This window comes from Pseudomonas sp. D8002 (assembly GCF_013385695.1).
In the GTDB taxonomy this organism is placed as follows: domain Bacteria; phylum Pseudomonadota; class Gammaproteobacteria; order Pseudomonadales; family Pseudomonadaceae; genus Aquipseudomonas.
Genome location: NZ_JACAPM010000031.1, coordinates 56,450 through 82,120, shown reverse-complemented (window position 1 = coordinate 82,120; position 25,671 = coordinate 56,450). Strand labels below are relative to the sequence as shown.

21 protein-coding genes are annotated in these 25,671 nt (G+C 62.1%); 5 read left to right on the top strand and 16 right to left on the bottom strand.

Annotated features, from left to right (window positions below; translation table 11 throughout):
• Nucleotides 1–25 precede the first annotated feature (25 nt).
• The 11 genes from HX807_RS17430 to HX807_RS17380 all read right to left on the bottom strand — a co-directional run bounded on the left by HX807_RS17430 (nt 26) and on the right by HX807_RS17380 (nt 12,069).
• Nucleotides 26–856 (bottom strand): carbohydrate ABC transporter permease, encoded by an 831-nt coding sequence (locus HX807_RS17430; protein WP_003215312.1) that lies wholly within the window; start codon nt 854–856, stop codon nt 26–28.
• 10 nt (nt 857–866) lie between these two features.
• Nucleotides 867–1,793 (bottom strand): carbohydrate ABC transporter permease, encoded by a 927-nt coding sequence (locus tag HX807_RS17425; protein ID WP_003215314.1) that lies wholly within the window; start codon nt 1,791–1,793, stop codon nt 867–869.
• Between the two features lie 178 nt (nt 1,794–1,971).
• Nucleotides 1,972–3,282 (bottom strand): sugar ABC transporter substrate-binding protein, encoded by a 1,311-nt coding sequence (locus HX807_RS17420; RefSeq protein WP_003215317.1) that lies wholly within the window; start codon nt 3,280–3,282, stop codon nt 1,972–1,974.
• A 336-nt stretch (nt 3,283–3,618) separates the two neighbouring features.
• Nucleotides 3,619–4,524 (bottom strand): AraC family transcriptional regulator, encoded by a 906-nt coding sequence (locus HX807_RS17415; RefSeq protein ID WP_003215319.1) that lies wholly within the window; start codon nt 4,522–4,524, stop codon nt 3,619–3,621.
• Nucleotides 4,525–4,595: 71 nt separating this feature from the next.
• Nucleotides 4,596–5,879 (bottom strand): glycosyltransferase, encoded by a 1,284-nt coding sequence (locus tag HX807_RS17410; RefSeq protein WP_177009418.1) that lies wholly within the window; start codon nt 5,877–5,879, stop codon nt 4,596–4,598.
• Between the two features lie 71 nt (nt 5,880–5,950).
• Nucleotides 5,951–7,033 carry a nucleoside hydrolase gene (locus HX807_RS17405; RefSeq protein WP_008436139.1) on the bottom strand — a complete coding sequence of 361 codons (1,083 nt, stop codon included), beginning with the start codon at nt 7,031–7,033 and terminating at the stop codon, nt 5,951–5,953.
• 27 nt (nt 7,034–7,060) lie between these two features.
• Nucleotides 7,061–8,371 (bottom strand): MFS transporter, encoded by a 1,311-nt coding sequence (locus HX807_RS17400; protein WP_010169608.1) that lies wholly within the window; start codon nt 8,369–8,371, stop codon nt 7,061–7,063.
• 223 nt (nt 8,372–8,594) lie between these two features.
• Nucleotides 8,595–9,227 (bottom strand): N-carbamoylsarcosine amidohydrolase, encoded by a 633-nt coding sequence (locus tag HX807_RS17395; RefSeq protein WP_003215327.1) that lies wholly within the window; start codon nt 9,225–9,227, stop codon nt 8,595–8,597.
• Between the two features lie 138 nt (nt 9,228–9,365).
• Nucleotides 9,366–10,118, bottom strand: a complete 753-nt coding sequence (locus HX807_RS17390) for an Asp/Glu racemase (protein WP_177050558.1) — start codon at nt 10,116–10,118, stop codon at nt 9,366–9,368.
• An 11-nt stretch (nt 10,119–10,129) separates the two neighbouring features.
• Nucleotides 10,130–10,939 carry an alpha/beta fold hydrolase gene (locus tag HX807_RS17385; RefSeq protein WP_008436143.1) on the bottom strand — a complete coding sequence of 270 codons (810 nt, stop codon included), beginning with the start codon at nt 10,937–10,939 and terminating at the stop codon, nt 10,130–10,132.
• Nucleotides 10,936–12,069 carry an FAD-dependent monooxygenase gene (locus tag HX807_RS17380; protein WP_003215332.1) on the bottom strand — a complete coding sequence of 378 codons (1,134 nt, stop codon included), beginning with the start codon at nt 12,067–12,069 and terminating at the stop codon, nt 10,936–10,938. The genes HX807_RS17385 and HX807_RS17380 overlap by 4 nt, the downstream gene beginning before the upstream one ends.
• 308 nt (nt 12,070–12,377) lie before the next feature.
• Between HX807_RS17380 and HX807_RS17375 the strand changes: the two genes are divergently transcribed.
• The 4 genes from HX807_RS17375 (at nt 12,378) to HX807_RS17360 (ending at nt 18,277) form a co-directional block, all read left to right on the top strand.
• Nucleotides 12,378–13,430: a 2,5-dihydroxypyridine 5,6-dioxygenase gene (locus HX807_RS17375; protein WP_003215335.1), complete on the top strand. Its 1,053-nt coding sequence runs from the start codon at nt 12,378–12,380 to the stop codon at nt 13,428–13,430.
• A 189-nt stretch (nt 13,431–13,619) separates the two neighbouring features.
• Nucleotides 13,620–14,054, top strand: a complete 435-nt coding sequence (locus HX807_RS17370) for a MarR family winged helix-turn-helix transcriptional regulator (RefSeq protein WP_003215338.1) — start codon at nt 13,620–13,622, stop codon at nt 14,052–14,054.
• 193 nt (nt 14,055–14,247) lie between these two features.
• Nucleotides 14,248–14,724 (top strand): (2Fe-2S)-binding protein, encoded by a 477-nt coding sequence (locus HX807_RS17365; RefSeq protein WP_087692683.1) that lies wholly within the window; start codon nt 14,248–14,250, stop codon nt 14,722–14,724.
• 16 nt (nt 14,725–14,740) lie between these two features.
• Nucleotides 14,741–18,277, top strand: a complete 3,537-nt coding sequence (locus HX807_RS17360; protein ID WP_177050556.1) for a molybdopterin cofactor-binding domain-containing protein — start codon at nt 14,741–14,743, stop codon at nt 18,275–18,277.
• A 121-nt stretch (nt 18,278–18,398) separates the two neighbouring features.
• On the opposite strand, the gene HX807_RS17355 is transcribed toward HX807_RS17360, so the two are convergent.
• Complete coding sequence (locus HX807_RS17355; RefSeq protein WP_003215344.1) at nt 18,399–19,055, bottom strand: TetR/AcrR family transcriptional regulator; 657 nt, start codon at nt 19,053–19,055, stop codon at nt 18,399–18,401.
• A gap of 153 nt (nt 19,056–19,208) precedes the next feature.
• On the opposite strand from HX807_RS17355, the gene ggt reads away from it, so the two are divergent.
• Nucleotides 19,209–20,933 carry a gamma-glutamyltransferase gene (gene ggt, locus HX807_RS17350; protein WP_003215346.1) on the top strand — a complete coding sequence of 575 codons (1,725 nt, stop codon included), beginning with the start codon at nt 19,209–19,211 and terminating at the stop codon, nt 20,931–20,933.
• Here ggt and HX807_RS17345 read toward each other — a convergent pair.
• The 4 genes from HX807_RS17345 to HX807_RS17330 form a co-directional block, all read right to left on the bottom strand.
• The gene (locus tag HX807_RS17345) at nt 20,930–22,447 is read right to left on the bottom strand and encodes an FAD-dependent oxidoreductase (RefSeq protein ID WP_177050554.1); all 1,518 of its coding nucleotides are present in this window, start codon (nt 22,445–22,447) and stop codon (nt 20,930–20,932) included. The genes ggt and HX807_RS17345 overlap by 4 nt on opposite strands.
• Nucleotides 22,448–22,588: 141 nt before the next feature.
• Entirely contained in the window at nt 22,589–23,110 is a 522-nt protein-coding gene (locus HX807_RS17340) for an AAA family ATPase (protein ID WP_177050637.1), read from the bottom strand.
• Entirely contained in the window at nt 23,107–23,670 is a 564-nt protein-coding gene (gene pnuC, locus HX807_RS17335) for a nicotinamide riboside transporter PnuC (RefSeq protein WP_003215352.1), read from the bottom strand. The genes HX807_RS17340 and pnuC overlap by 4 nt, the downstream gene beginning before the upstream one ends.
• A 191-nt stretch (nt 23,671–23,861) precedes the next feature.
• On the bottom strand, nt 23,862–25,496 hold the full coding sequence (locus tag HX807_RS17330) for a methyl-accepting chemotaxis protein (RefSeq protein ID WP_177050552.1): 1,635 nt from the start codon (nt 25,494–25,496) through the stop codon (nt 23,862–23,864).
• Nucleotides 25,497–25,671: the final 175 nt, after the last annotated feature.

Here is a 25,671-nt window from a genome sequence, read left to right as displayed (position 1 = left end):
CTTCTAAATATTTTTGAAGGAGCCGTTACTTCACGGCGCCGAAGGACAGACCGCGGACCAGCTGTTTCTGGCTGATCCAGCCAAAAATCAGGATCGGCGCACAGGCCAGGGTCGACACGGCAGACAATTTGGCCCAGAACAAGCCTTCGGGGCTGGAGTAGGAGGCGATCAATGCAGTGAGCGGCGCGGCGTTGGACGAGGTCAGGTTCAGCGACCAGAACGCCTCGTTCCAGCACAGGATCAGCGACAGCAACACCGTGGAAGCCAGGCCGCCCTTGGCGATTGGCAGCAGCACCCGGACCATTTCCTGCCACAGGGTGGCGCCGTCCAGGCGGGCGGCTTCGAGGATGTCCTTGGGGATGTCCTTGAAGTAGGTGTAAACCATCCAGACCACGATCGGCAGGTTGATCAGGGTGTAGATGATGATCAGCGCAATGCGTGTATCCAGCAGGCCGAAGCTCTTGGCCAGCAGGTAGATCGGCATCAGTACGCCCACCGGCGGCAGCATCTTGGTGGAGAGCATCCACAGCAGCGTGCCCTTGGTGCGCTTGGTCTCGTAGAACGCCATGGAGTAGGCGGCCGGTACCGAGATCAGCAGGCACAGGGCGGTGGCGCTGAAGGAAATCAGTACCGAGTTCCAGGCGTAGCTGAAGTAGTTGCTGCGCTCGTTGATGTGCAGGTAGTTCTCCAGCGTCGGCGTGAAGATGAACTGCGGCGGCGTGGCGAACGCGTCGATTTCGGTCTTGAAGCTGGTCAGCACCATCCAGAAGATCGGGAAGAAAATCAGGATCGCGATGGCCCAGGCCAGGGTGCCGAGCAGCACGCTTTGCAGGCGGCGGGATTGTTGAAGCGTCATGGCGCGGCCCTCAAGGCTTGTCAGTCAGGTTTTTGCCGATCATCCGCACCAGGATGATCGCCGCGATATTGGCGATGACCACGGCAATCAAGCCGCCGGCCGAGGCCATGCCCACGTCGAACTGCACCAGCGCCTGGTTGTAGATCAGGTAGGCGAGGTTGGTCGAGGCGTAGCCGGGGCCACCGTTGGTGGTGGTGAAGATTTCGGCGAACACCGAGAGCAGGAAGATCGTTTCGATCATCACCACCACGGCAATCGGACGTGCCAGGTGCGGCAGGGTCAGGTGCCAGAAGATCGCGATGGCGCCGGCACCGTCGAGGCGGGCGGCTTCCTTCTGTTCCTGGTCGAGGGACTGCATGGCGGTCATCAGCAGCAGGATCGCGAAGGGCAGCCACTGCCAGGACACGATGATAATGATCGACAGCAACGGGTAATGGGCCAGCCAGTCCACCGGCTGGGCGCCGAACAGCTTCCACACGTAGGCGAGGATCCCCGACACCGGATGGAAAATCAGGTTCTTCCAGATCAGCGCACCGACGGTGGGCATGATGAAGAACGGTGAAATCAGCAACACCCGCACCAGGCCGCGACCAAAGAACTCGCTGGCTTCCAGCAGGGCGCTGATCAATACGCCAAACACTACGCTGATCAGCAACACGCTGCCCACCAGCAACAGGGTGTTGGTGGCGCCGGGCAGGAAGCCCGAGTCGGTGATGAAGTAGGTGAAGTTCTCCAGGCCCACGAATTGGTTTTCGCCGGGGTAGAGCAGGTTGTAGCGAATCAGCGAGAAGTACAGGGTCATGCCCAGCGGCACGATCATCCACAGCAGCAACAAGGCCACCGAGGGGCTGACGAGGAACCAGCCGGGGTTGATCAGGCGGCTTTTACGCGGCTTGTCCGGCGTAGCGGTTTGCACTTGGGCAGTGGTGGTATTCATGGTGATCAGGACCAGTCAGGTACATGCGGAATGCGGGTCGGAGTGCGGTCAAATGTGGGAGCTGGCTTGCCTGCGATGAGAGCGCCTCGGTGAAACTGACAGACCGAGTTGTCTGCATCGCGGGCAAGCCCGGCTCCTACATAAAGCGGGTTCCCACATTCAGTGTGGTGAGACCGCTTTACTTGGGATAACCGGCCCGCTTCATTTCGCGTTCGGTGAAGGTCTGTGCATCCGCCAGGGCTTTTTCGGCAGTGGAGCCACCAGTCAGTGCGCTGGAGAAGAACTTGCCGACCTGGGTACCAATCGCCTGGAATTCAGGAATGGTCACCAGCTGGATGCCCACATACGGCACCGGCTTGGCCGACGGGTCTTTCGGGTCGGCGACTTTCAGCGATTCCAGCGTCACCTTGGCAAACGGCGCGGCCTTCATGTATTCGTCGCTGTAGGTCGATTTGCGGGTACCTGGCGGTACGTTGGCAATCCCGTCGGTCTTGGCGACCAACTGGCTGTATTCCTTGGAAGTGGCCCAGGTGGTGAACACCTTGGCAGCGTCCTTGGCTTTGGAACTGGTTGGAATCCCCAGGGACCAGGAGTACAGCCACGAAGTACCTTTGTCGGTCTTCTCGTGCGGGGCAAAGGTGAAGCCGACGTGGTCAGCCACTTTGCTTTGGGTCTTGTCGGTGACGAACGAGCCGGCGACGCTGGCGTCGACCCAGATCGCACACTTGCCGCTGTTGAACAGCGCCAGGTTTTCGTTGAAACCGTTGCTGGAAGCGCCCGGCGGGCCGGATTTCTTCATGTTGTCGACGTAGAAGTTCAGTGCGTCTTTCCACTCTGGCCCGTTGAATTCCGGTTGCCACTTCTCATCGAACCAGCGTGCACCGTAGCCGTTGGCCAGGGTGGTGATCAGCGCCATGTTCTCGCCCCAACCGGCTTTGCCGCGCAGGCACAGGCCGTACTGTTCCTTGTCCTTGTTGGTGAGTTTGGCGGCGAATTCGCCAATCTGGGTCCAGGTCGGGTGCTCGGGCATGGTCAGCCCGGCGTCCTTGAACAGGTCGGTGCGATAGTAGGTGATGGAGCTTTCGGCGTAGAACGGCAGGGCGTACAGCGAGCCCTTGACGGAAAGGCCGTCACGCACGGAAGGGAAAACGTCGTCCAGGTCGTAGGAAGCAGGCAGGTCCTTCATCGGTTCCAGCCAGCCTTTGGCGCCCCAGAGTGCAGCTTCGTACATGCCGATGGTCAACACGTCGAACTGTCCGCCCTGGGTGGCGATGTCGGTGGTGAGGCGTTGGCGCAGGACGTTTTCTTCGAGTACCACCCAGTTCAGCTTGATCTCCGGATGCTCGGTCTCGAAGGTTTTCGAGAGCTTTTGCATGCGGATCATGTCGCTGTTGTTGACGGTGGCAATGGTCAGGGTTTGCGCGCCAAGACTGACGGCGCTGAGGGTCATGCAGGTGCAGGCAAGCAGAGCTTTGGCTGTGAACTTCATCGCGCACTCCATTTCTGCGCCCAGGGGCTGCAGAAGGACAGTTATTGTTGTTGTGTCTTCCACGACAGCTGGAAGAGTGTGCGTTGATTACAGCCTTCAATTGACGTGCTGACAAATCCTTGGGAGCACTTTTACTGATACTTTTTTGCACTGCAGCGGAAAATTGCTGAAACGATTCGCTGGGAGCGATCGGCTTCCTGCGTGAGCGCGATGCAAATGTGGGAGCGGGCTTGCTCGCGAAGGCGGTGAATCAGCCGACATTTGCGCTGCCTGACACACTGCATTCGCGAGCAAGCCCGCTCCCACACAAGCGGGTTCCCACAGGAACGCGCGTTTTCAGGCGAGGTTCTGCTCGGTTAACCGCTGCACCGCCAGGCGCCGGTAGTGCGAGGGGGTCATGCCCTTGAGCTGCTGGAAGCGGCGGTTGAAATTGGAGATGTTGTTGAAGCCTGACTCGAAGCACACATCGGTCACGGCTTTGTCACCATCGGCCAGCAGCTCGCAGGACTTGCTGATACGCAGGCGGTTGACGAATTCGATGAAGGTGCGGCCGGTGGCTTGTTTGAACACGCGGGAGAAATAGGTGGGTTTCATGCCGAGGTATTCGGCCACCTCTTCCAGGGACAGCTCCCGCGCGTAGTGGGCAAAAATGTAGTCCACCGCGCGGTTGGTGCGGTCGATGCTGTGTTCGTCCGCCAATTGCGGCGTGGTCACGCCGGAGAGCAGTTGGTAGTCCTCGCAGGCACTCAGCACTTCCATCAGGATGAAGAAGTGCCCCAGGCGCGCCATGCCTTGGGCGTCCTCGATGCGCTGCATCAGGGTCATGGCCTGGGCGATGGTTTTCTTGCAGCGAAATTCGATGCCGTATTGCGCCCGTTCCAGCAGTGGCGCCAGGGTCTTGAGCTCGGCAAAGACATGGCTGCCGCCGTCGAACAGCTCGTCGGTGAAGTTCACCAGCATGTCGCGCTTGGGCACCACTTCGTCCTCGGCCACCTGGCTGATCCAGTTGTGGGGCAGGTTGGGGCCGGTGAGGAACAGGCTTTCCGGGTAGAAGTTGCCGATGTAGTCGCCGATAAACACCTTGCCGGAGCTGGCAACGATCAGGTGCAGCTCGTATTCCTTGTGGAAATGCCAGCGCACCAACGGGCACGGGAAGCCGTGTTGGCGATAGATGATGGACAGACCGTTGTGATCGTCCATCAGCTCGTAGGAAGGATCGGTGATTCTCGCTGCTCGGGTCATGCTGCAGTCGCTTTATTGTGGTTGCGAAAAGGATAATGCCCCCTTGCGCGCCACCTCGCCAGCGTCTGTGTCTACAGCGTACGGTTTTTCGCCTCGATCCACTGCGCCATGTACTGGGTACTTTTGTGCAGGTGGTGGCGCAGCATGCTGCCGGTGAAATTGTTCCGACGGTGCTCGGCCAACTGGCGGCGGCACTGCTCCAGGCGCTCCACCAGGGCCGGGCCGTGGAGGTCGTGGGCGTAACGGCGGGCCAGTAACTGCCGGCCGTCTTCCTGGGCCTGGGTCCAGCGTGGCGGGTCTTGATACAACGCAACCGCCGCAGCCGCCAGTGCACTGGCGCTGTGTTCGACCACGCCGGGCCACGGTTCGCCCATGGCTTCGGCGCCAATCGGTGTGGTAACGCTGGGTGTGCCGCAGAGCATCGCGTCGGCCAGCTTGCCCTTGATCCCGGCACCAAAGCGCAGTGGCGCCAGGCAGATACGCGCAGCGCTCATGACCTGCAATGCATCCTCGGCCCAATTCATCACGTGGAAGCCCTGGGCCGGGTTGTGCAGCGCGGTGGCCTTGGGTGGCGTATAGGCGCCGTACACGTGGAGTTGAGCGCCGGGCAGTTGCTGGCGGATCAGCGGCCACACACTGTTCTTCATCCACAACACCGCATCCCAGTTCGGCGCATGGCGGAAATTGCCGATGCTCAGGAAGTGGGCACGGTCCTCAAAGGGGGCAAAGGCTTCGGTGGGCGGCGCCAGCATCAACGGGCACCAGTGGAGCAGGGCCGCGGGCACCTTGAAGTGTTCGGTCAGCAACTGGATTTCCACGTCGGAGATCATCAGGCTGATGTCGCAGCGGTAGATCGCGGCGATCTCGCGCTTGGCCAGGTCGGTGTCGGCCATGTCATCGAATTCGGCGGCCAGGTCCCGGCTGAACAGCGCGTCGAAGTCATCAGCTTCGGGGTGCGCCTTCAGGAAATCCTTGAGGCGCTGGTGGCGGGCGTCCCGCAGGCTTTGCAGGTCGGATGCTTCCAGCACCCGAAGAGCATTCGGGCAGGATTTTTCCACGCGCCAGCCGAACTGTTCTTCCATCATGAAACGGTCGAACAGCACGATATCCGGAGCCAATTGCTGGATAAACGCGTCGAAACTGCTGTTATTCAACTCGATCGCGCATTCGCGAATGCCCAGGGCGGGCAGGTCGGCCTTGTGTTCGCCGGTGACCGCCGGGCTGCTGAAGGTGATGTCCCAGCCTTGGGCCAGGAAACTCTCCAGAATCTGCATCATGTGCCCGCTGGCCGCCGAGGAGCGAGGCTCTGGCCAGACGTAGCCAATGACCAGGACTTTGGTGGCGGGCTGATTCATCGACAACGGATTCCTTGAAGGGCTGGGCAAAGGCGCGCAATTAAACCACAGCCCCTCAAGTTCCGGCGCACTCAGCGGAAGATGTTGACCGGCGTCGGCAGCGTCACCAACCCTACATAACCGTCCCAGAACTGCTTCTGGTCCACCGCGAAGACCACCTTGGCCTTTTGCGTGCCGACCGGCGCGCCTTTCTTGTAGCCCAGTGCCCGGCCGTAGTCGGCGCCGAAGGTGGCATCCACGTCCACCCACAGCTCGCGGGATTCGGTGACGATCCCGGGGTTCACGAGAAACAGTGCCGGCAGGCTGTCCCAGGTGAAGCTGTGGTAAGCCGGGTCCTTGGCGAACAGTGGCCCGAACTCGTGCTTGTACAGGTCGGCAATCGGGCCTTTGTGTGCGATCACCCGCTCATACACCGACTTGTCGAAGGTGACTTTCTCACAGACATCGTTGGGAAAAATCACGTGTTCGATGGGCGAGCGCAACACGATCTTCGCCGCCTCCGGGTCGAACCACCAGTTGAACTCCGCCGCCGGCGTGGTGTTGCCCGGGATCTCCAGCGCGCCGCCCATGTACACGATGCGCTTGATCAGCGGCACGATGTCCGGCGCCGAGCGAATCGCCAGGGCAATGTTGGTCAGCGGGCCGACCGCCAGGATCGTTACCTCGTGGGGGTTGGCCCGTACGCTGTCGACGATGAACTGGGCGGCGGTTTCCTTGCGCAGCCTGGTGTGGGTCGCCAGGCCGTCCGGTGGCGCGACCAGTTGTGAGGCACTGGTTGGCCGCGGGTTCTTGAACGCACCCGGCCAGCCGGAACCGAACAGGGCTTTTTCCGCCTCATAGGTGGCGTAGTCATGCAGCAGCGGGTAGGCGGCGCCGGAATACACGCCGACTTCCTTCTCCACACCCATGCGTTCCACCGCCTTGAGGGCGTCGACCTGTTCCTGGTCGACCCAGGCGTTGCCGCTGACCAGAGTCATGCCCAGCAGGTCGATGCGTTTTTGCCCGTGCAGCTGGGCGAGCATGATAAAGGCCTGGCCGTCATCGTTGAGCACGTTGAAGTCGGTGTCGAAGATGACCTTTTCTGCGGCCTGCGCCGTACCGGCACACAGGCCCACGGCGACAAGCAGGGCACAGCGCTTGATGAAACCTTGCATGGAGACTCACCCGAAAAATTGTTGTTGTTAGCGGTTTACCAGCTTCGCCGGCAAGGCGATCACCAGGAAGCTGCTGAGAATCAGGCAGCCGGCAAAAAACCACAAGGCCCCTGCGCTGCTGCCGGTGACGTCAATCGCCACGCCCATCAACGAGTTGCTCACCAGGCCCGCGATGTTCGCCAGCGAGCAGGCCAGGGCAAAGCCGGTGGCCGCTGCGGTGCCTTTCAGGAAGGTCGCCGGCAGGCTGAAAAACACCGGCACCGCACCGATGATCGCCGCCGAGGCAATCGCAAACAGCGCCACGGTGGCGACCACGTTATGGGTGAAGAACGTGCTGGTAGCCATCGCCGCCGCGCCGATGAAGAACGGCACGATGATGTGCCAGCGGCGTTCGCGGTGTTTGTCGGAGCTGGCGCCGATCAGCAGCATGCCCAAGAGGGCCGCCACGCTGGGCAGGGCCGTGAGGATGCCGATGTGGAAAGTGTCGGTAATCCCGGCGTTGCGGATGAATGTGGGCATCCAGAACCCCATGGCATAGGCACTGAGCAGGATCGAGAAGTCGATACCGCCGAGCATCCACACCTTGAGGTTGAAGAAGCCGTCGCGGAAGCTGTGTTTGCTGCCGGCACCGTCGGCGTCGTCCTTGCGCAGTTCGCTTTCCAGCAGGGTTTTTTCTTCCGGCGACAGCCACTTGGCTTGCTGATAGGTATTGGGCAGCGCCCAGAAGGTCCACACACCGAGCAGCACGCTGGGCACCGCTTCGATCAGGAACAGCCACTGCCAGCCGCGCAGGCCGGCCATGTTGTCGAAGTGGCCCATGATCCAGCCGGACAACGGGCCGCCGATCACGCTGGACAGCGGCAGGCCGATCATGAACAGGGCGATGATCCGCCCCCGGCGATGGGTGGGAAACCAGGTGGTCAGGTAATACAGCACGCCCGGCAGAAACCCGGCTTCGGCCGCACCCAGCAGGAACCGCAGGATGTAGAACTGGGTGGTGGAGGTGACCAGCATGGTGCAGGCCGACAGCAGGCCCCAGGTGATCATGATGCGGGCGATCCAGATCTTCGCCCCGACCTTTTCCAGGATCAGGTTGCTGGGGACTTCGAAGATGATATAGCCGACAAAGAACAGCCCGGCACCGAGGCCGAACGCGGTTTCGCTGAAGTGCAGCTGGTCGAGCATCTGCAGTTTGGCGAAGCCGATATTGATGCGGTCCAGGTAGGCCGCGAGGTAGCAGAAACACAGGAACGGAATCAGCTTCCAGGTGATCTTGTGGTAGAGCGTGTGGACCGGATCGGCGACCGTAGTCGCGGGCGCTGCATTCGCAATGGGCATTGGGGTGTCTCCTGGCGGTGACTTATGGTTTTTATACGGCCGCTTTTTCAGCACTTCGGAGTGCTGTGAAAGCGACTTCCAAAGGCAGTGACAGAAGACTGAGGTGGCCCTGTTGGAGGTGATCAAGTGTGGGAGCGGGCTTGCTCCCACATTCGACTGCATTCCAGCGTGGGCGCTCAGTTTTTTCCGGACCACGCTCTTTGTCGTGGTTCCTGTTGACGCGTTACTGCTCCTTGAACTTGCTCATCGCCTCCTGCTTGCTCACCACGTCGCCGTACTTGCTGTCGATATCGAACAAGTTGGCTTCATGGGGCGCCGGGTGGCGGTCGCCGACGCATTCGCGCACGACGATGGTACGAAACCCATGTTGCACCGCATCCACTGCGGTGGCCCGGATGCAGCCGCTGGTGGAACAGCCGGCGAGCACCACGGTGTCGATGCCCTGGGCGTGCAGCATCGGGGCCAGGCTGCTGCCGAAAAACGCGCTGGCGTATTGTTTGGTGATGACCACTTCATTGGCCAGGGGCAAGACCTCGGTGCAGAACGCGGCGAGGGGGTTGCCCTCGACCATGTCTTTCATCACCGGGGCCTTTTTTACCCAGATACCGCCGTCGGCGAAATGGCCCGGATGGTAGCGGATATTGGTGTGCACCACGCTGATTCCGTGACGCCTGGCGCAGGCCAGCAGCTCGACGCTTTCGGCCACGGCGATGCGCACTTCGGGGGCAAACAGTGGCGCGCCTTCGGTGGTATAGCCTTGCATAAAGTCGATCATCAGCAGGGCGGATTTTTTGCCGAAGCCGATTCGGTTACCCCAGACGCCCTGGTAGTTGGCGTCGGCGGATTGTTCGCTCATCTTTCAGTCCTCGGTAATGGACAGTGCACGTACCCTGTGGCGAGGGAGCTTGCTCCCGTTGGGCTGCGTAGCAGGCCTGTTTTTTTGGGGGCGCTTCGCACTCCAGCGGGAGCATGCTCCCTCGCCACAAAAGCGTTTTTAGTAGGCTCCCGACAGGAGGGCGCCGGCGCCGGGGACGATGGGTTCCAGGTCCAGGGCCTTGAGCATGGCGTAGGTGGTGGCGATGGCGGCGGTGAGCACCGGCAGGCCGGTCTGGGCTTCGACCTTCGCGACCACGGGCAGCGACTGCATTTGTACGCAGGCCGACAGTACGATTACGTCGACACCTTCCAGGTTCATCCCGGCAACAATCGCCGGCAGGTTGGCCGGGTCGTGGCGGGCCACTTCGAGGTTGTCGGGGATTTCCAGGGCGCGCCAGTCCACCACTTCAAAGCCTTCTTCGCGGATGTAGTTCACCACCAGTTCGGTCAGCGGTTTCATGTACGGCGCAACAATCGCGATGCGTTTGGCGCCCATGACTTTAAGGCCTTCGATCAGGGCGCCGGCACTGGTGATCACCGGGGCGTTGGCGTCGTTGTCGGCGGTGGCCGTGCGCAGGCGTTGCTCGGACTTGCGGTGGTAACCCAGCCCCATGGCCATGATCGCTACCAGGCAGGCGTAGCCCAGCACGTCGACCTTGGCGTCGGACAGTTCGATGGCGCAACGGTCGGACTCACCGTCCATGGCCGCCAGTTCTTCCTTGCGCACTTGCTTCATGCGCATGCGGCTGGAGTGAAAGGTGAAACGTTCCGGGCGGATCGCCTGGCGCGCGTTAAGCATCGCCGGGATCTCGGTTTCCATGGTGGTGTTGGAGCTCGGCACAATCTGGCCGATGCGATAAGGCTTGAGCATGATGGTCTCCGTTATGCAGTCAGGGGCTGGCCGAGGAAGTCGCCGAAGGCAGCGAAAAAGCCTTCAAGGTCATCCCAGGGGATCATGTGTCCTGCATTTGGCACATGGGCGACCTGTAGGGTCGGCTGTAACTGTCGGACTTCCGCGACATCTTCGGCCTGAATTACACCGCCGCGTCCGGCAACAATCAGCAGGGCAGGAGCCTCCAGGTGCGGCAGGTCCTGATGGAAATCGACGGTATGGAAGTCATTGAACGCACGCACGATCGCCGGCTCGTAGCAGGTGTGCAGCCATTCGGCGCGCAGTTGCAGTTGTTCCTCGGTCCAGGTGGCGCAGAAGGCGCGCATCGCCTCCGCATCCATGCCGACCTGGGATTGACGAATCGAATCGACGTACCACGGCAGTTTGCTTGGGTATTCGCGGCGACCCGGGCCGGACATCGGCGGGTCGATCAACACCACGCGGTTGACACCTTGTGGATGGCGCACCGCACTGCGTACGGCAAACCGCGCGCCCATGGAATGGCCGACCAGGTGATAGCTGTCGAGCTTCAGGGCGTCGGCAAACGCGCCAATGTCATCGGCGCAGGTGTCGGCGCTGTAGTCCAGCTCCGGGCCGGTGGACGACAGGCCGCGACCGCGCACGTCCAGCACGTAGGTGTCGAAGTGCAAACCCAGGCGTTCGGCGACAAAACCCCAGGTAATCGCCGGGCTGGTGATACCGGGAATCAGGATCAGTGCCGGGCCCTTGCCGCCGTAACGCAGGTAATGCTGGCGGATACCATTGGCCTGGACGTTGCCGCCATAGAGAAAGCTGCTCACGCCGCCACCCCCGATTTCAGTTGCTGGGCGTAGAGGTCGTAGCCGTAGACCCAGTCCGGATCTTCCTGGGTGCGCAGCCAGGTGTTGGCGTTGGACACGGCCTGCACCCGGGACGCGCGTTCCTTGCGGTTGGCTTCATACAGCTCGAACGCGGTGCGGTAGTCGCCGATCCCTGTTTCCTGCAGGCAGCGCGTCAGCATCGCGGCGTCTTCGATGGCCATGCCGGCGCCCTGAGCCATATGGGGTTTCATCGGGTGGCAGGCATCGCCCAGCAATACCAGGCGACCACGGCTCCACAACGGCAGCGGGTTGCGGTTGCGCAACGGCCATTTGGTCACGCTTTCGGTGGATTCGATCAGGGCCTGGACGGTCGGGTGGTAGCCCTTGAAGGCGTCGAACATCTCCTCCCGGCTGCTGTCGACGAAGGCGCCCTGGAAGTCCCATTCCGGGTGCGGCACGCCGGTGACGTAGTAGTACTCGTCGCGCTTGCCGGTGGTGTAGTAGACCATCATGTGCCGGTCCTCGGTCCACCACTTGATGCAGTCTTCGAACTTCAGGTCGTACTTGGCCAACTGGTCGCCACGGATCAGCGCACGGTGCGCGACCCAGCCGCTGTACAGCGGTTTTTCGGCACCCAGCAGCTCTTCACGAATGCGCGAATTGATGCCGTCGGCACCGATCACGATGTCGGCGTAGGTTACCTCGCCGTCGGCGAAAGTCAGGCGCACCTGGGTATCGGTTTCTTCAAGGGTTTCCAGGCGCTTGTTGAAGTGCAGGGTGCCGGGCTTGAGGGTGGACATCTGCAGCGCGTGCAGATCGCCGCGATGCACGGTGATGTAGGACGCGCCGTAGCCAGTCAGGGGAATGCGTGACAGGTAGTCGCCGGTTTCACCATCGCGGCTGAACCAGTGCTCGGGGTGCGACCCCATCAGGTCCAGCTGTTTTTCGATGCCCATGCGGCGGAAGATTTTCATGATGTTGGGGCCCATGTGGATCCCGGCACCCAGGCGGGAAAACTCCGGCGCCTGCTCGTAGATGTCCACGTCGAACCCTGCCTGTTGCAGCAGGGTGGCAGCGGCGGCACCGCCAAGGCCGGCGCCGACGATTGCGATTTTTTGTGTGCTTCCCATGGGGCGTGGTCCTCTTTTTCGAATAATGGCCGGCGGCGTCTGTCCGCAAGGTTTTTAAAGTGTATACGCTCATTTTTTCAAATGAAAAGCCCATGCCTGAAAAATTGTTTTTTTGGCCATATCGATCCCCTGTAACCGGTTATCTCCATATATAACTGGGCTTGTGTGGATTCGTAACGTTTTGGCGTGGTGCTTGCAGTCCATGATGAAATCAGTTCTTATCGTGATTAATTGGCGTATACGCTATAAAAACGCACTAGAGTGAAGCGCCCTGCAAGATCTTGGTGCAGCAGCTGAGGAGACAGGAAATGCCGGTAAGTGATTGCGAACTGACCCAGATGTTTGAGCATGTGTTGAAGCTCTCGAAGGTCGACCCGACCCAGAGCGTCGCCGTGCTCAAGAGCCATTACTCCGACCCGCGCACCGTGCGCGCCGCGATGGACGCTGCGCAGCGCCTGGGGGCCAAGGTGTATGCGGTGGAGTTGCCGTCGTTCAACCATCCCCGGGCGATGGGCAATGACATGACGGCCTACTGTGGCGACACTGCCCTGACCGGCAATATCGCGGCGCAGCGGGCGCTGGAAGCGGCAGACCTGATCGTCGACACCATGATGCTGTTGCACTCGCCGGAGCAGGAACAGATCCTCAAGACCGGCACGCGCATCCTGCTGGCGGTGGAACCCCCGGAAGTGCTGGCGCGCATGCTGCCGACCGAAGAGGACAAAGTGCGCGTGCTGGCCGCTGAAGAGCTGCTGAAAAAAGCCCGCTCGATCCACGTCAAATCCCGCGCCGGCAGTGATTTCCGGGCGGCGCTGGGGCAATACCCGTCCGTCACCGAATACGGCTTTGCCGACGAACCGGGACGCTGGGACCACTGGCCGAGCGGCTTCCTGTTCTCCTGGCCCAATGAGGAAACTGCAGAGGGCGTGCTGGTGCTGGATATCGGCGACATCCTGCTGCCGTTCAAGACCTACACCCGGGAGAAAATCACCCTGGAGATCGAGAAGGGCTTCATCACCAGAATCCATGGTGGTTTCGAGGCCGAATACCTGCGCGACTACATGAAATACTTCAACGACCCCGAGGTATATGGCATCTCCCACATCGGCTGGGGCCTGCAGCCACGGGCGCAATGGACGGCCATGGGCCTGCACGACAAGAACGACGGCATGTGCATGGACGCCCGCGCGTTCTACGGCAACTTCCTGTTCTCCACCGGCCCCAACACCGAAGTCGGCGGCACCCGCAAGACCCCGTGCCACATGGACATCCCGCTGCGCAATTGCGACGTCTACCTCGATGATGAGGCCGTAGTCATCGCCGGCGACGTCGTAGCCCCCAAGGCCTCCCTGGCCCACTAAACATCCAATGTGGGAGCGGGCTTGCTCGCGAATGCGGTACGTCAGTCACACATGCGCCACCTGACACACCGCATTCGCGAGCAAGCCCGCTCCCACATTTCAACCGCGTTCCGGCAATGAGATCCTTGAGTCATTTCCACAACCCCGCCATCATGCCACCCCATCGACCACCGCCTTCCCGAGCCCGCCGTGCCTGATTCCTACGTTTTCTCCGAGCAAGTCGGCCACCTGCTGCGCAAGGCCTACCAGCGTCACCTGGCAATCTTCCAGCAGAACGTCGGCGACTCCCAGCTCACCGCCGTGCAGTTCGTCACCCTGTGCGCCCTGCGCGATCACGGTGCAAGTTCGCTCACCGAACTGGTCAAGGCCACCGCCGTCGACCAGGCGACCATCCGTGGCATCGTCGAACGCCTCAAGGCCCGCGAACTGATCACCCTCGAACCCGACCCGCAGGACAAACGCAAAGTCGTGGTCAACCTATCCGACTCCGGCGCCGCCCTGGTGCAGCAAACCGTGCCCTGCGCCGCCACCATCACCGAACTGACCCTGAGCAACCTCAACCCCGCCGAACGCGTCGCCGTACTCTTCCTGCTCCGCAAAATGATCGAAGACCCCCAAACCTGACCCCGATCCCCTGTGGTAAGGGAGCAAGCTCCCTCGCCACAGGTATTCATCCATCTTCTGGCACCGTTTTTGCTCTACGTTGATGTAGTAACCACTTCACCCGTCAAGTGTGTCGCGAGACCCCAGGTACGCGACGCTTTTTTTTGACTGTTTGATGTAGTGGACACTTCACCAAATCCAACGGGCGAAGCGAATGACCAGCCAGAACATCACGGTAACGCTTGAGGTCAACGGCCACACCAGCGAGGTCAGCGCAATGGCCGACACCCCGCTGTTGTTGATCCTGCGCAATGACCTGCAACTCAACGGCCCCAAATACGGCTGCGGCCTGGGGGAGTGCGGCGCCTGCACGGTGATCATCGACGGCGTGGCTGCACGCTCCTGCGTCTTCCCCCTGTCGGGTGCCGTGGGCCGCAACATCGTCACCCTCGAAGGCCTCGGCACCCGCCAGACCCCGCACCCGGTGCAGCAGGCCTTCATCGATGAACAGGCCGCCCAGTGCGGCTACTGCCTCAACGGCATGATCATGACCGCCAAGGCCTTGCTCGACCGCAATCCCAACCCCAGCGAAGCCGAGGTGCGCAGCGAACTGTCGGGCAACCTCTGCCGCTGTGGCACCCATATCGAAATCCTCCGCGCGGTGCTGCGTGCCGCCCGCCAAATGCCTTGAACGTGGATCGATGACCATGACTGACGCAATCCCTTCCCGCGACCAATGGCTGGCCAAGGCCGGCGTCCTGCTGATCGTCGACGATGTGCTGCCACCTTCGGGGCCGGTGGCCAAAGGCGGCACACCGACGGTCAAGCCCAAGGAGCTGGGGCTGTTTATCGCAGTGAACGATGATGGGCTGGTGTACGCCTTCAACGGGCACGTGGACCTGGGCACCGGCATTCGCACCTCCCTGGCGCAGATCGTCGCTGAAGAACTGGACCTGACCATGGACCAGGTGCGCATGGTGCTGGGCGACACCGAGCGTGCGCCGAACCAGGGCGCGACCATTGCCAGCGCAACCTTGCAGATCTCCGCGATTCCGCTGCGCAATGCCGCCGCCGAAGCCCGGCGTTTCCTGCTGGCGCGGGCGGCGCAACGCTGGTCCGTAAATGCTCAAAGTCTCAAGGTCGACGCAGGCGTTATCCGCGGCGAAGACGGGCGCACCATCACTTATGGCGAACTGGTGACGGGCGAGCATGACCAACTGCGCATCAGCGGCGATGCACCGCTCAAGGCCACCGCTGATTACCGCCTGGTGGGCAAGGGCGCAGCCCGGGTGGATATCCCGGGCAAGGCCACCGGCGAACTGACGTACGTGCACGACATGCGCGTGCCGGACATGCTCCACGGTCGGGTGATCCGCCCACCGTATGCGGGCCTGGATTGCGGTGACTTTGTCGGCAACAGCCTGCTGAAGGTCGACGAGTCTTCCATCGCCCATATCCCGGGCATTGTTGCGGTGGTGGTGATCCGTGATTTTGTCGGCGTGGTGGCCTTGCGCGAAGAGCAGGCAATCAAGGCCGCCCACGAACTGCACGTGCACTGGAAACCCTGGAACCACCCACTGCCGGACATGAGCGATGTGGAGCAGGCAATCCGCGACAACCCGCGGGTACGCCGCACCGTGCTCGACCAGGGCAACGTCGACGCAGCCCTGGCCGCCGCCAGCCAGCGCATGCCGCGCACCTACCTGTGGCCATACCAGATGCACGGCTCCATCGGCCCGTCCTGTGGCGTGGCGGATTATCAGCCCGGTGGCAGCCGCGTCTGGTCGGGCAGCCAGAACCCGCACCTGCTGCGGGCCGACCTGGCCTGGTTGCTGGAATGCCCGGAAGCGTCCATCGACGTGATTCGCATGGAGGCCGCCGGCTGCTACGGCCGCAACTGCGCCGATGATGTATGCGCCGACGCCTTGCTGCTGTCGCGTGCGGTGGGCAAGCCGGTGCGGGTGCAACTGACCCGCGAACAGGAGCACCTGTGGGAGCCCAAGGGCACCGCGCAATTGATGGATGTCGACGGCGGCCTGAACGCCGACGGCAGCATCGCCGCCTATGACTTTGAAACCAGCTACCCGTCCAACGGCGCGCCCACCCTGGCGCTGCTGTTGACCGGCCGGGTCGAGCCGGTGGCGGCGATGTTCGAGATGGGCGACCGCACCTCGATCCCGCCCTACGACATCGCGAACATGCGCGTCACCATCAACGACATGGCGCCGATCGTTCGCGCCTCGTGGATGCGCGGTGTGTCGGCGTTGCCCAACACCTTCGCCCATGAATCCTATATCGACGAACTGGCGTTTGCCGCCGGGGTTGATCCGGTGGAGTACCGCCTGCGTTACCTGAAGGACGAGCGCGCCATCGACCTGGTGAAATCCACCGCCGAACGCGCCAACTGGGCACCGCGCACCGCGCCGATGCAAACCGCGAATGAGGACCACCTGCTGCGTGGTCGGGGCTTTGCCTACGCGCGCTACATCCACAGCAAGTTTCCCGGCTTCGGCGCGGCGTGGGCGGCGTGGGTCGCGGACGTGGCCATCGACAAGCAGACCGGCGATGTCTCGGTGACGCGGGTGGTGATCGGGCATGACTCGGGGATGATGATCAACCCCGCAGGGGTGCAGCATCAGATCCACGGCAATGTGATCCAGTCCACCAGCCGTGTGCTCAAGGAACGCGTGACCTTTGAAGAGTCGACCGTGGCGAGCAAGGAGTGGGGCGGTTATCCGATCCTGACCTTCCCGGAAGTGCCGCAGATCGACGTACTGATGATGCCGCGCCAGGACCAGCCCCCGATGGGCGCCGGTGAGTCGGCCTCGGTGCCCAGCGCGGCGGCGATTGCCAACGCGATCTATGACGCCACCGGCATCCGTTTTCGCGAGCTGCCGATTACCCCCGAGCGGGTATTGGCGGCGCTGAATGCAGGCACCCTGGGCGAGCCGGCGAAGTCCCAGGAAAAGCGCCGCAAATGGTTGTTCGGCTCATTGTTCGCCGCCTTTGGCGCGGTGCTGGGCATGGCTGCTACCGCGTGGCCGTTTCACAGCGAAATTGCCCCGATTGCGCCGCCCAGTGCAGGCACCTGGTCCAAGGCCACGCTGGAGCGCGGGCGCTTGCTGGCCGCCGTGGGGGATTGCGCGGTGTGCCACACGGCACCGGGCGGTGCCCCCAATGCCGGCGGGCTGGCGATGCATACGCCGTTCGGCACCCTTTACAGCAGCAACATCACCCCGGATGAGAAAACCGGGATTGGCAACTGGTCCTACCCGGCGTTCGAGCGGGCGATGCGCGACGGCATTGGCCGCGACGGGCGCAACCTGTACCCGGCGTTTCCCTATACGGCGTTTCGCAATATCAACGATGCCGACATGCAGGCGCTGTATGCCTACCTGATGTCCCAGGCGCCGGTGAGCCAGGCACCGGTGCCGAACGCGATGAGTTTTCCATTCAATATCCGACCGTTGATGGCCGGCTGGAATGCGCTGTTCCTGCGCCGTGGGGAAATCAGCGTGCAGCCCCAGCGCAGCGAGCAATGGAATCGTGGCGCTTACCTGGTCAACGGTTTGGGGCACTGCGCGGCGTGCCATTCGCCGCGCAACCTGATGGGGGCGGAGAAGGGCGGCAAGGCGTTCCTCGCGGGCGGCAGGGTGGACGGTTGGGAAGCGCCGGCCTTGAATGGCTTGTCCAAGGCGCCGACGCCGTGGACCGAAGACCAATTGTTCAGCTACCTGAGCACTGGTTATTCCGATGCCCATGGCGTGGCAACGGGGCCGATGGGACCGGTCGTGACTGAACTGGCGAAACTGCCCAAGACCGACATCCGCGCGATGGCGGTGTACCTGGCTTCGCTGAACGACAGCGGCGCCGCCGAAGCGCAGGTGGTGGCAGCTGCGACGGTGCCCAATGCCAATGGGCGACGGGTATTCGAAGGTTCATGCAAGGCCTGCCATGCCGACGGACAGGGCCCGAAGCTGTTCGGCGTCAGCCCGTCACTGGCGACCAATACCAATGTGCACAGCGATCAACCGGACAACCTGATCAAGGTGATTTTGCAAGGGATCAGCACTCCGGCGACCAAGGATCTGGGTTACATGCCGGCGTTCAAGGACAGCCTGTCGAACACCCAAGTGGCGGAGTTGGCCGCCTACCTGCGCGGGCGCTTCGCACCCCATGCACCGCAGTGGGAAGGCCTGGAGCAAACCGTGGCACACCTGCGAGCCAATCCCGGTACCCATTGATTCACACGGTCAAAAAATGTGGGAGCGGGCTTGCTCGCGAAAGCGGTTCGTCAGTCGCCAAATATATTGACTGATACACCGCATTCGCGAGCAAGCCCGCTCCCACATTTAGATCCAGGTTCTACCGTTGGATGGGCGGTGTCACGCATACCCCGCGCAACACCAGATCACTGATAAACCCCAGCCAATCCCGCTGCTGGGTCTTATCCGCCAAATCCTCCCCCAAAAACGAACTCAGCGTGTGCTGGTTGGAGTTATAGAAGTAGCACAACGAAGCAATCATCAAGTACACATGCTTGATGTCCACATCTTCACGAAACAGCCCCTGGGCCTGGCCCGCCTCAATGATCGGCCGCAACACCCCAACCGCCTCCCCGGACAACCGCCGCAGTTCACCCGACTGCTTCGCATGCTTGCCCTGGTGCAGGTTCTCGATGCTCAGGATCGCCACAAACTCGGGATGCTTGACGTAGTAATTCCAGATAAACCCCACCAGCGCCTGCAACGCTTGCACCGGTGCAGTCAGGTCGAGCTTGAGCTTGCTTTCGGCCTTGTTGAACTGTTCATAGGTGTGCTCCAGCACACACACAAACAGGTGCTCCTTGCTGCCGAAGTAGTAATACAACATGCGGTCGTTGGAGTCGGCTTCCCGCGAGATGCTTTCCACACGCCCGCCGGAATAGCCGTCGCGGGTGAAGACCTTGACCGCCGCCTGGAGAATCCGCGCGCGGGTCTGGTCGGCTTGCTGGGCGCGGATACCGGTCTTCTTGATCACCATCGAAAAGCCTCTGCTGCGCGGCGTAAAGGCCCGGAATATAGCATGGGCATTATTCCGTTACCGACAGGCTCTGTCACAAACGCGGCATAACGCTGGGGCTTGGATCGGAAAAGTATTACTTTCGAGTTCTTCTAATAAACAGAGTAGCCAGGGATGAAATACCAACCGTTTACCCGAACTTTGATTGCCACCGCGCTGGTGCTGACTGTCAGCGGCGTGCAGGCGGCCTCCCAGGCCCCGGTGGCTGGCGAAAATGGCATGGTGGTCACCGCCCAGCATCTGGCGACCCATGTGGGCGTGGATGTGCTCAAGGCCGGCGGCAACGCCGTGGATGCGGCGGTGGCGGTGGGCTACGCCCTGGCCGTGGTGTACCCGGCGGCCGGCAACCTGGGCGGCGGTGGGTTCATGACCGTGCAACTGGCCGACGGCCGCAAGACCTTCCTCGACTTCCGCGAAAAAGCCCCGCTGGCCGCGACCGCCGACATGTACCTGGACAAGGACGGCAACGTGGTCCCGGACCTCAGCTCCAAGGGCCACCTGGCGGTCGGCGTTCCCGGCACTGTGTCGGGCATGGAACTGGCGCTGAGCAAATACGGCACCCTCAAGCGCGCCCAGGTCATCGCCCCGGCGATCAAGCTGGCCGAAGACGGTTTTGCCCTGGAGCAGGGCGATGTCGACCTGCTGCACACCGCTACTGACGAATTCAAGAAAGACAAAGACCTGCGCGGCATCTTCCTGCACGGAGGCGAGCCGATGCTGGTGGGCCAGAAGCTGGTGCAGAAAGACCTGGCGAAAACCCTGCGGGAAATCTCCGCCAAGGGCACCGATGGCTTCTACAAAGGCTGGGTAGCCAAGGCGATTGTGGATTCCAGCCAATCGGGCAAAGGCATCATCACCCAGGCCGACCTGGACAAATACAAGACCCGCGAACTGGCGCCCATCGAGTGTGACTACCGTGGCTACCACGTGGTGTCCGCGCCACCACCGAGCTCGGGCGGGGTGGTCATCTGCGAAATCATGAACATCCTCGAAGGCTACCCGATGGCCGACCTCGGCTATCACTCGGCCCAGGGCCTGCACTACCAGATCGAAGCGATGCGCCACGCGTACGTCGACCGCAACAGCTACCTCGGCGACCCGGACTTCGTGCAGAACCCGGTCGAGCACCTGCTGGACAAGGATTACGCCGCCAAACTGCGCGCTGCCATCGACCCGCAGAAAGCCGGGATCTCCCAGGACATCAAGCCGGGCGTTTCGCCCCACGAAGGCAATAACACCACCCACTACTCCATCGTCGACAAGTGGGGCAACGCGGTCTCGGTGACCTACACCCTCAACGACTGGTTCGGCGCGGGCGTGATGGCGAGCAAGACCGGGGTGATCCTTAACGACGAAATGGACGACTTCACCTCCAAGATCGGCGTGCCGAACATGTACGGCCTGGTGCAGGGCGAAGCCAACGCCATTGCTCCGGGCAAGACGCCGCTGTCGTCCATGAGCCCGACCATCGTCACCAAGGATGGCAAGGCGGTGATGGTGGTGGGTACGCCGGGTGGCAGCCGTATCATCACGGCCACCTTGCTGACTATCCTCAATGTGATCGACTACAAGATGAACATCCAGGAAGCCGTGGACGCCCCGCGTTTCCACCAGCAATGGCTGCCTGAGGCGACCAATATCGAGCGCTTTGCCCTGAGCCCCGACACCCAGAAAATCCTCGAAGGCTGGGGCCACAAGTTTGCCGGCCCGCAGGACGCCAACCACCTGGCGGCGATCCTGGTAGGCGCGCCGTCCCTGGACGGCAAGCCGGTCGGCAATAACCGTTTCTATGGGGCCAACGACCCTCGGCGCAATACCGGGTTGTCCCTGGGCTACTAAAGCCCGCGGATCAGCTCCAGCACCTCGGCCTTCTTCAGCGGGTGCTTCAGGCGTTGCGAGAGCAGCGCCATGGCCCGCTGATGTTCACAGGCAACTACCGCTTCCACTTCGTCGCCCTGGCAGAGCAGGGCGATGAAGTCGTGGCGCTGCAGGTCGCCTTCCACGTGGAGCTGATTCCAGTGGCGGGGGTGGCCCAGCAGTTCAAAGGTCTTGCCGAAGTGATACGTCCAGAAGAACGGCACATCGGCAAACACCTGTTGTGCGCCCAGCATATTGCGCGCCGCCAGCACCCCGAGTTGCTGCGCCACACGCCAGTGTTCGATGCGCACGGGTTGGCCGTTCCATGGAAAGGTCACCATATCGCCCGCCGCCCATAGTCCGGGCGCGACAGACAAACCGGCATCGGCTTTGAGCGACTGGTCCTCGGCTTTTTCCAGCCCCTCGACAAACCCCGTGGCAGGCGTGACGCCGACGCCTATCAGTACCAGGTCTGCGGCCAATCTGTGGCCGTTTTTCAGCACCACCGTCGTCACGTCCATGTGGCCTTCCAGGCGTGCAGGCTCGCTGGCGGTGTGGAATATCACGCCGTTGGCTTCATGCAATTGGCGCAGTGAGGCACCGATGCGCTTGCCCAGTTGGGCCGCCAGCGGAATCTCGTGACGGCCCACCACCTGCACCGTCAACCCGCGCTTGCGTAAGGCGGACGCGGCTTCCAGGCCGATAAAACTGTCGCCGATGATCACTGCACATGTGCCCGGTTGAGCCGCCTTGACGATACGCGCCGCATCGTCCCGGGAGCGCAACACGAACACGTTGTTGAGTACGGTGCCCGGAACATCCAGCGGCCTGGCTTCGCCGCCGGTGGCCAGCAGTGCGGCGTCGTAGTCGAAATGGCGACCGTCCGCAAGCTCGAGGCGCTTGGCTTGAGGGTCGAGATGGCGCACTTCGCCGTGGATCCGCGACGCGTGGCAGGTGGCCTCGTCCAGCAAGGGCGGTGTTTCCTGCGGCGGCATCTCGCCGCAGATGACGAATTTGCTCAGGGCGGTGCGGTCGTAGGCGGGGTCCTGTTCCTGGTCGATCCACAACAACCGGCCGCTGAAACCCTTGCGGCGCAGCGTGGCCACGGCCGCCGAACCGGCTGCACCGGCGCCAATCACGATAAAGCAGCGCGAATCGTTGGTGTGCGGGGCAACGGGCGAGGGCAGTGCCTCGTCGCCCACAGTGACCACGCCGTCGTGAATCTCCACCGGGTACTGCTTGAGCTGCACCAGCGCGGGCGGCTCGCAGACCTGGCCGTCATCCACCCGGAAGGCCGCCTTGTGCCACGGGCAAATGATCCTCCCGTCACAGACCACGCCTTGCTCCAGGGGCGCCCCGGCGTGGGGGCAATCCGCCTGATAGGCACGAACCTCGCTACCCGAACGCACCAGCAGGATGTGATGGGCGGCGGTTTCAACACGAACGCCACGGTCTTCGGGCAAGTTGATCAAGCGGGCAACGATGCGCATGTTCATAGGCCAATCTCCTTTTAAGGATTGACCTGTGCCCCGGGTAGAGGACTGCGTTGACCCGATAACCGGTCTTCAGCCCTGCGCGCCAGAGCGTTGAAAGTGGGCCATGCGTAACGAGCGGTGCATGAAAATCGTCCCCGCCGGTCAATCCAGCAGTTGTTCCACAGCTGAAAAGGCCTGGTCCTGGCGTGCTTGCCAATCCCCACGGATGACCCGTAGCGGTAGATGATGTTGCTCCAGCCAGTCACGACTGGCCTGGAAAAACGCCAGGCGATCGGCAAACTCCGGCTGGCAGCGCTGGCCATCGGCGGTCCACTCCACGTCTTCCGGCGACAGCAGCAGGTGCAGGTCGTAGTGGCGGGCGAGCAGTTCGCTGTCGAGCCACGCCGGGTAGTCGCCAAACAGGGTCTGGCTCCACAGCTTGTTGGTCAGCAGGTTGGTGTCGAGGATCAGCAATGCCGGCTGCGCGGCGCGGGCGGTATCTTCCCAGGCCAACTGGCCCCGGGCGATCTCCGGGATATCCGCCAGGGTGGTATCGCGCTGGTGGTGGTCGATGAAATCGCGCACGTATTCGCCCACCATCACCCCGCCAAAATGTGCCTGCAACTGGGCGGCCAGCCAGCTTTTACCGCTGGATTCCGGGCCGGCCAGTACCACCACCTTCATGCGTGCAACGCCGGGTCGGCGCGCCATTCACGCCAGCCCTGCACCGCGATCACGGTGAACAAGGCGTAGAGCGCGGCGGTGAGGTACAGGCCTTTGTAGAGGAACAGCCCGACGAAGATCACATCCACGGTGATCCACAACGGCCAGCACTGCACGCGTTTTTGCGCCATCCACATCTGCGCCACCAGGCTGAAGCCGGTCAGGGCCGCGTCCAGCCAGGGTTGGGCGGCGTCGGTCCAGTGGGCCATGGCTGCGCCCAGCAACAGGCTGCCCACAGCACCCACAGCCAGGCCTTGCAGGATCGGTTGCAGGCCCAGGCTGGTGACTTGCCGGCCTTGCTTGACCTCACCGGCGCGGGTCCACTGCCACCAGCCGTAGAGTTGCAGGGCGGCGTAGATCACTTGCAGGAGCATGTCGGAGTAGAGCTTCACATCGAAGAAGATCCAGGTGTACAGCAGCACCATCACCAGGCCGATGGGCCAGCACCACGGGTTCTGTTTAACCGTCAACCAGACAGCGATCACCCCCAGGGCGGCGGCAAACAGTTCAAGCCCGGACATGGCGGTTCCTTGGGGGAGTCGAAGAGGGCGCTGATTGTAACCAATGTGGGAGCGGCGGTGCGACGATAGATCGTTCCCACGCTCTGCGTGGGAATGCAGTTCCGGACGCTCCGCGTCCCGGCTCTGCGCAACGGTGACGCAGAGCGTCACAGGATGCGTTCCCACGCAGAGCGTGGGAACGATCATCGGCGTCAGACCTTGAATTGGCGCAGAAGGCTGTCGAGTTGTTCGCTCAGGCCTTTCAAGTGCGCACTCGCGACGCTGGACTGCTGCGCCGCCAGTGCCGTGCTGTGGGACAAACCGGCTGCCTGGGTGACGTTCTGGTTGATGTCTTCCACCACATGCGCCTGCTGCAACGTGGCACTGGCAATCGAGGCGTTCAGCCCGTTGAGATTACGCAGCGCCTGGCCGATGGCAGTCAGGCTCGCGCCCGCCTGGCCTGCTTGTTCGATGGTCAGTTGCGAGGCCTGGTGGCTGTCACTGATGACCTTGACCGCTGCCTCCGAATGGCCTTGCAGGCGCTCGATCATCGCCTGGATCTCTGCCGTGGATTTTTGCGTGCGCTGGGCCAGCAGCCGTACTTCGTCGGCCACCACCGCAAAACCACGGCCTTGCTCCCCGGCGCGGGCCGCTTCGATGGCGGCGTTGAGGGCCAGCAAGTTGGTCTGGTCGGCAATCGAGCGGATCACTTCCAGCACGCCGCCAATCTGCGTGCTTTCAGTCGACAGCGTCCGGATCACCTCCACGGCCTGGCTGATGGTGCCGGAGAGCTGGTCGATCCGTTGCAGGCTGCCGTCGATATTGAGCTGGCCCTGTTCGGCCTGCACCTGGGCATCGCGCATTTCGCTGGCGGCATGCTCGGCATTTTTGGCCACGTCCTGTACGCCATAGGTGACTTCATTGATCGCCGTCGCCACCAGTTCCATCTGCTGCGATTGCTGCTGGCTGCGGGCATGGGCATCGCTGGCGTTGCTGCCCAGCTCGGTGGACGACTGGCCCAAGGCGTTGGCGCAGGTCTGCAACTGGCCCACTACCTGCCGCAGCTTGGCGGTAAAGCTGTTGAAGTGCCGCGACAATTGAGTGACTTCATCCTGGCCATGGGTGTCTAGGGTGCGGGTCAGGTCGCTTTCGCCACTGGCGATATTGGCCATCGCATTCACTGCCTGCTGCAACGGGCGCACGATGCTGCGGGCGATCAGCACCACCAGCAGGGCCATGATCAGCGCGATCACCAGGCCAACCACCGAGGCTTTCCACACCTGGCCGCGGAACTCGCCTTGCACGTCATCGACATACACGCCGGAACCGATGATCCAGCCCCAGGGTTCAAACAGCTGTATATAGGAGGTCTTGGCCACCGGCGCATCGGCGCCGGGCTTGGGCCAGCGGTAATTCACCATCCCCGCGCCCTTGGCCTTGGCCAGGATCACGAACTCGTTGAACACCGCAAAGCCGTCCGGATCACGGATGGCCGACAGGTTCTGGCCGTCGAGCTTGGGGTTGGCCGCGTGCATGATCATCACGGGGGTGAGGTCGTTGATCCAGAAGTAGTCGTCCTTTCCGTAACGCAGGCCACGTACCGCGCTCAAGGCTTGCGTCTGCGCCGCTTCACGGCTCAGGACGCCGCTGGTTTCGAGGCTGTGATAATAAGTCAGGATCCCGCTGGCGGTTTGCACCACGCGCTGGGTCTGCTCACTCTTGGCCTGGTACAGGTCGCCATGAATCTGCTTGAGCATAAGCAGGCCGAGGGTTAGCAGCATCAGCACGGCGACGATCAGGATCAGCCAGAGGCGCCGGCTGATAGACATATTGCGCAAACTGTTCATGGTCCTGTCACTCCGTGTTCTTATAATTTTGGGTGCTGCATCGACATTTCCGGCTTGTCTGATAGGCTTTCGGCCCAGAATCAAAAAACCTGAGTCCTGCCTGATTTTTCACGGAATTTTCGCAGTTCGGCCTTGATTATTTGCGCTGTGCTTGCAGCGCACTCTTCGTTAGTGA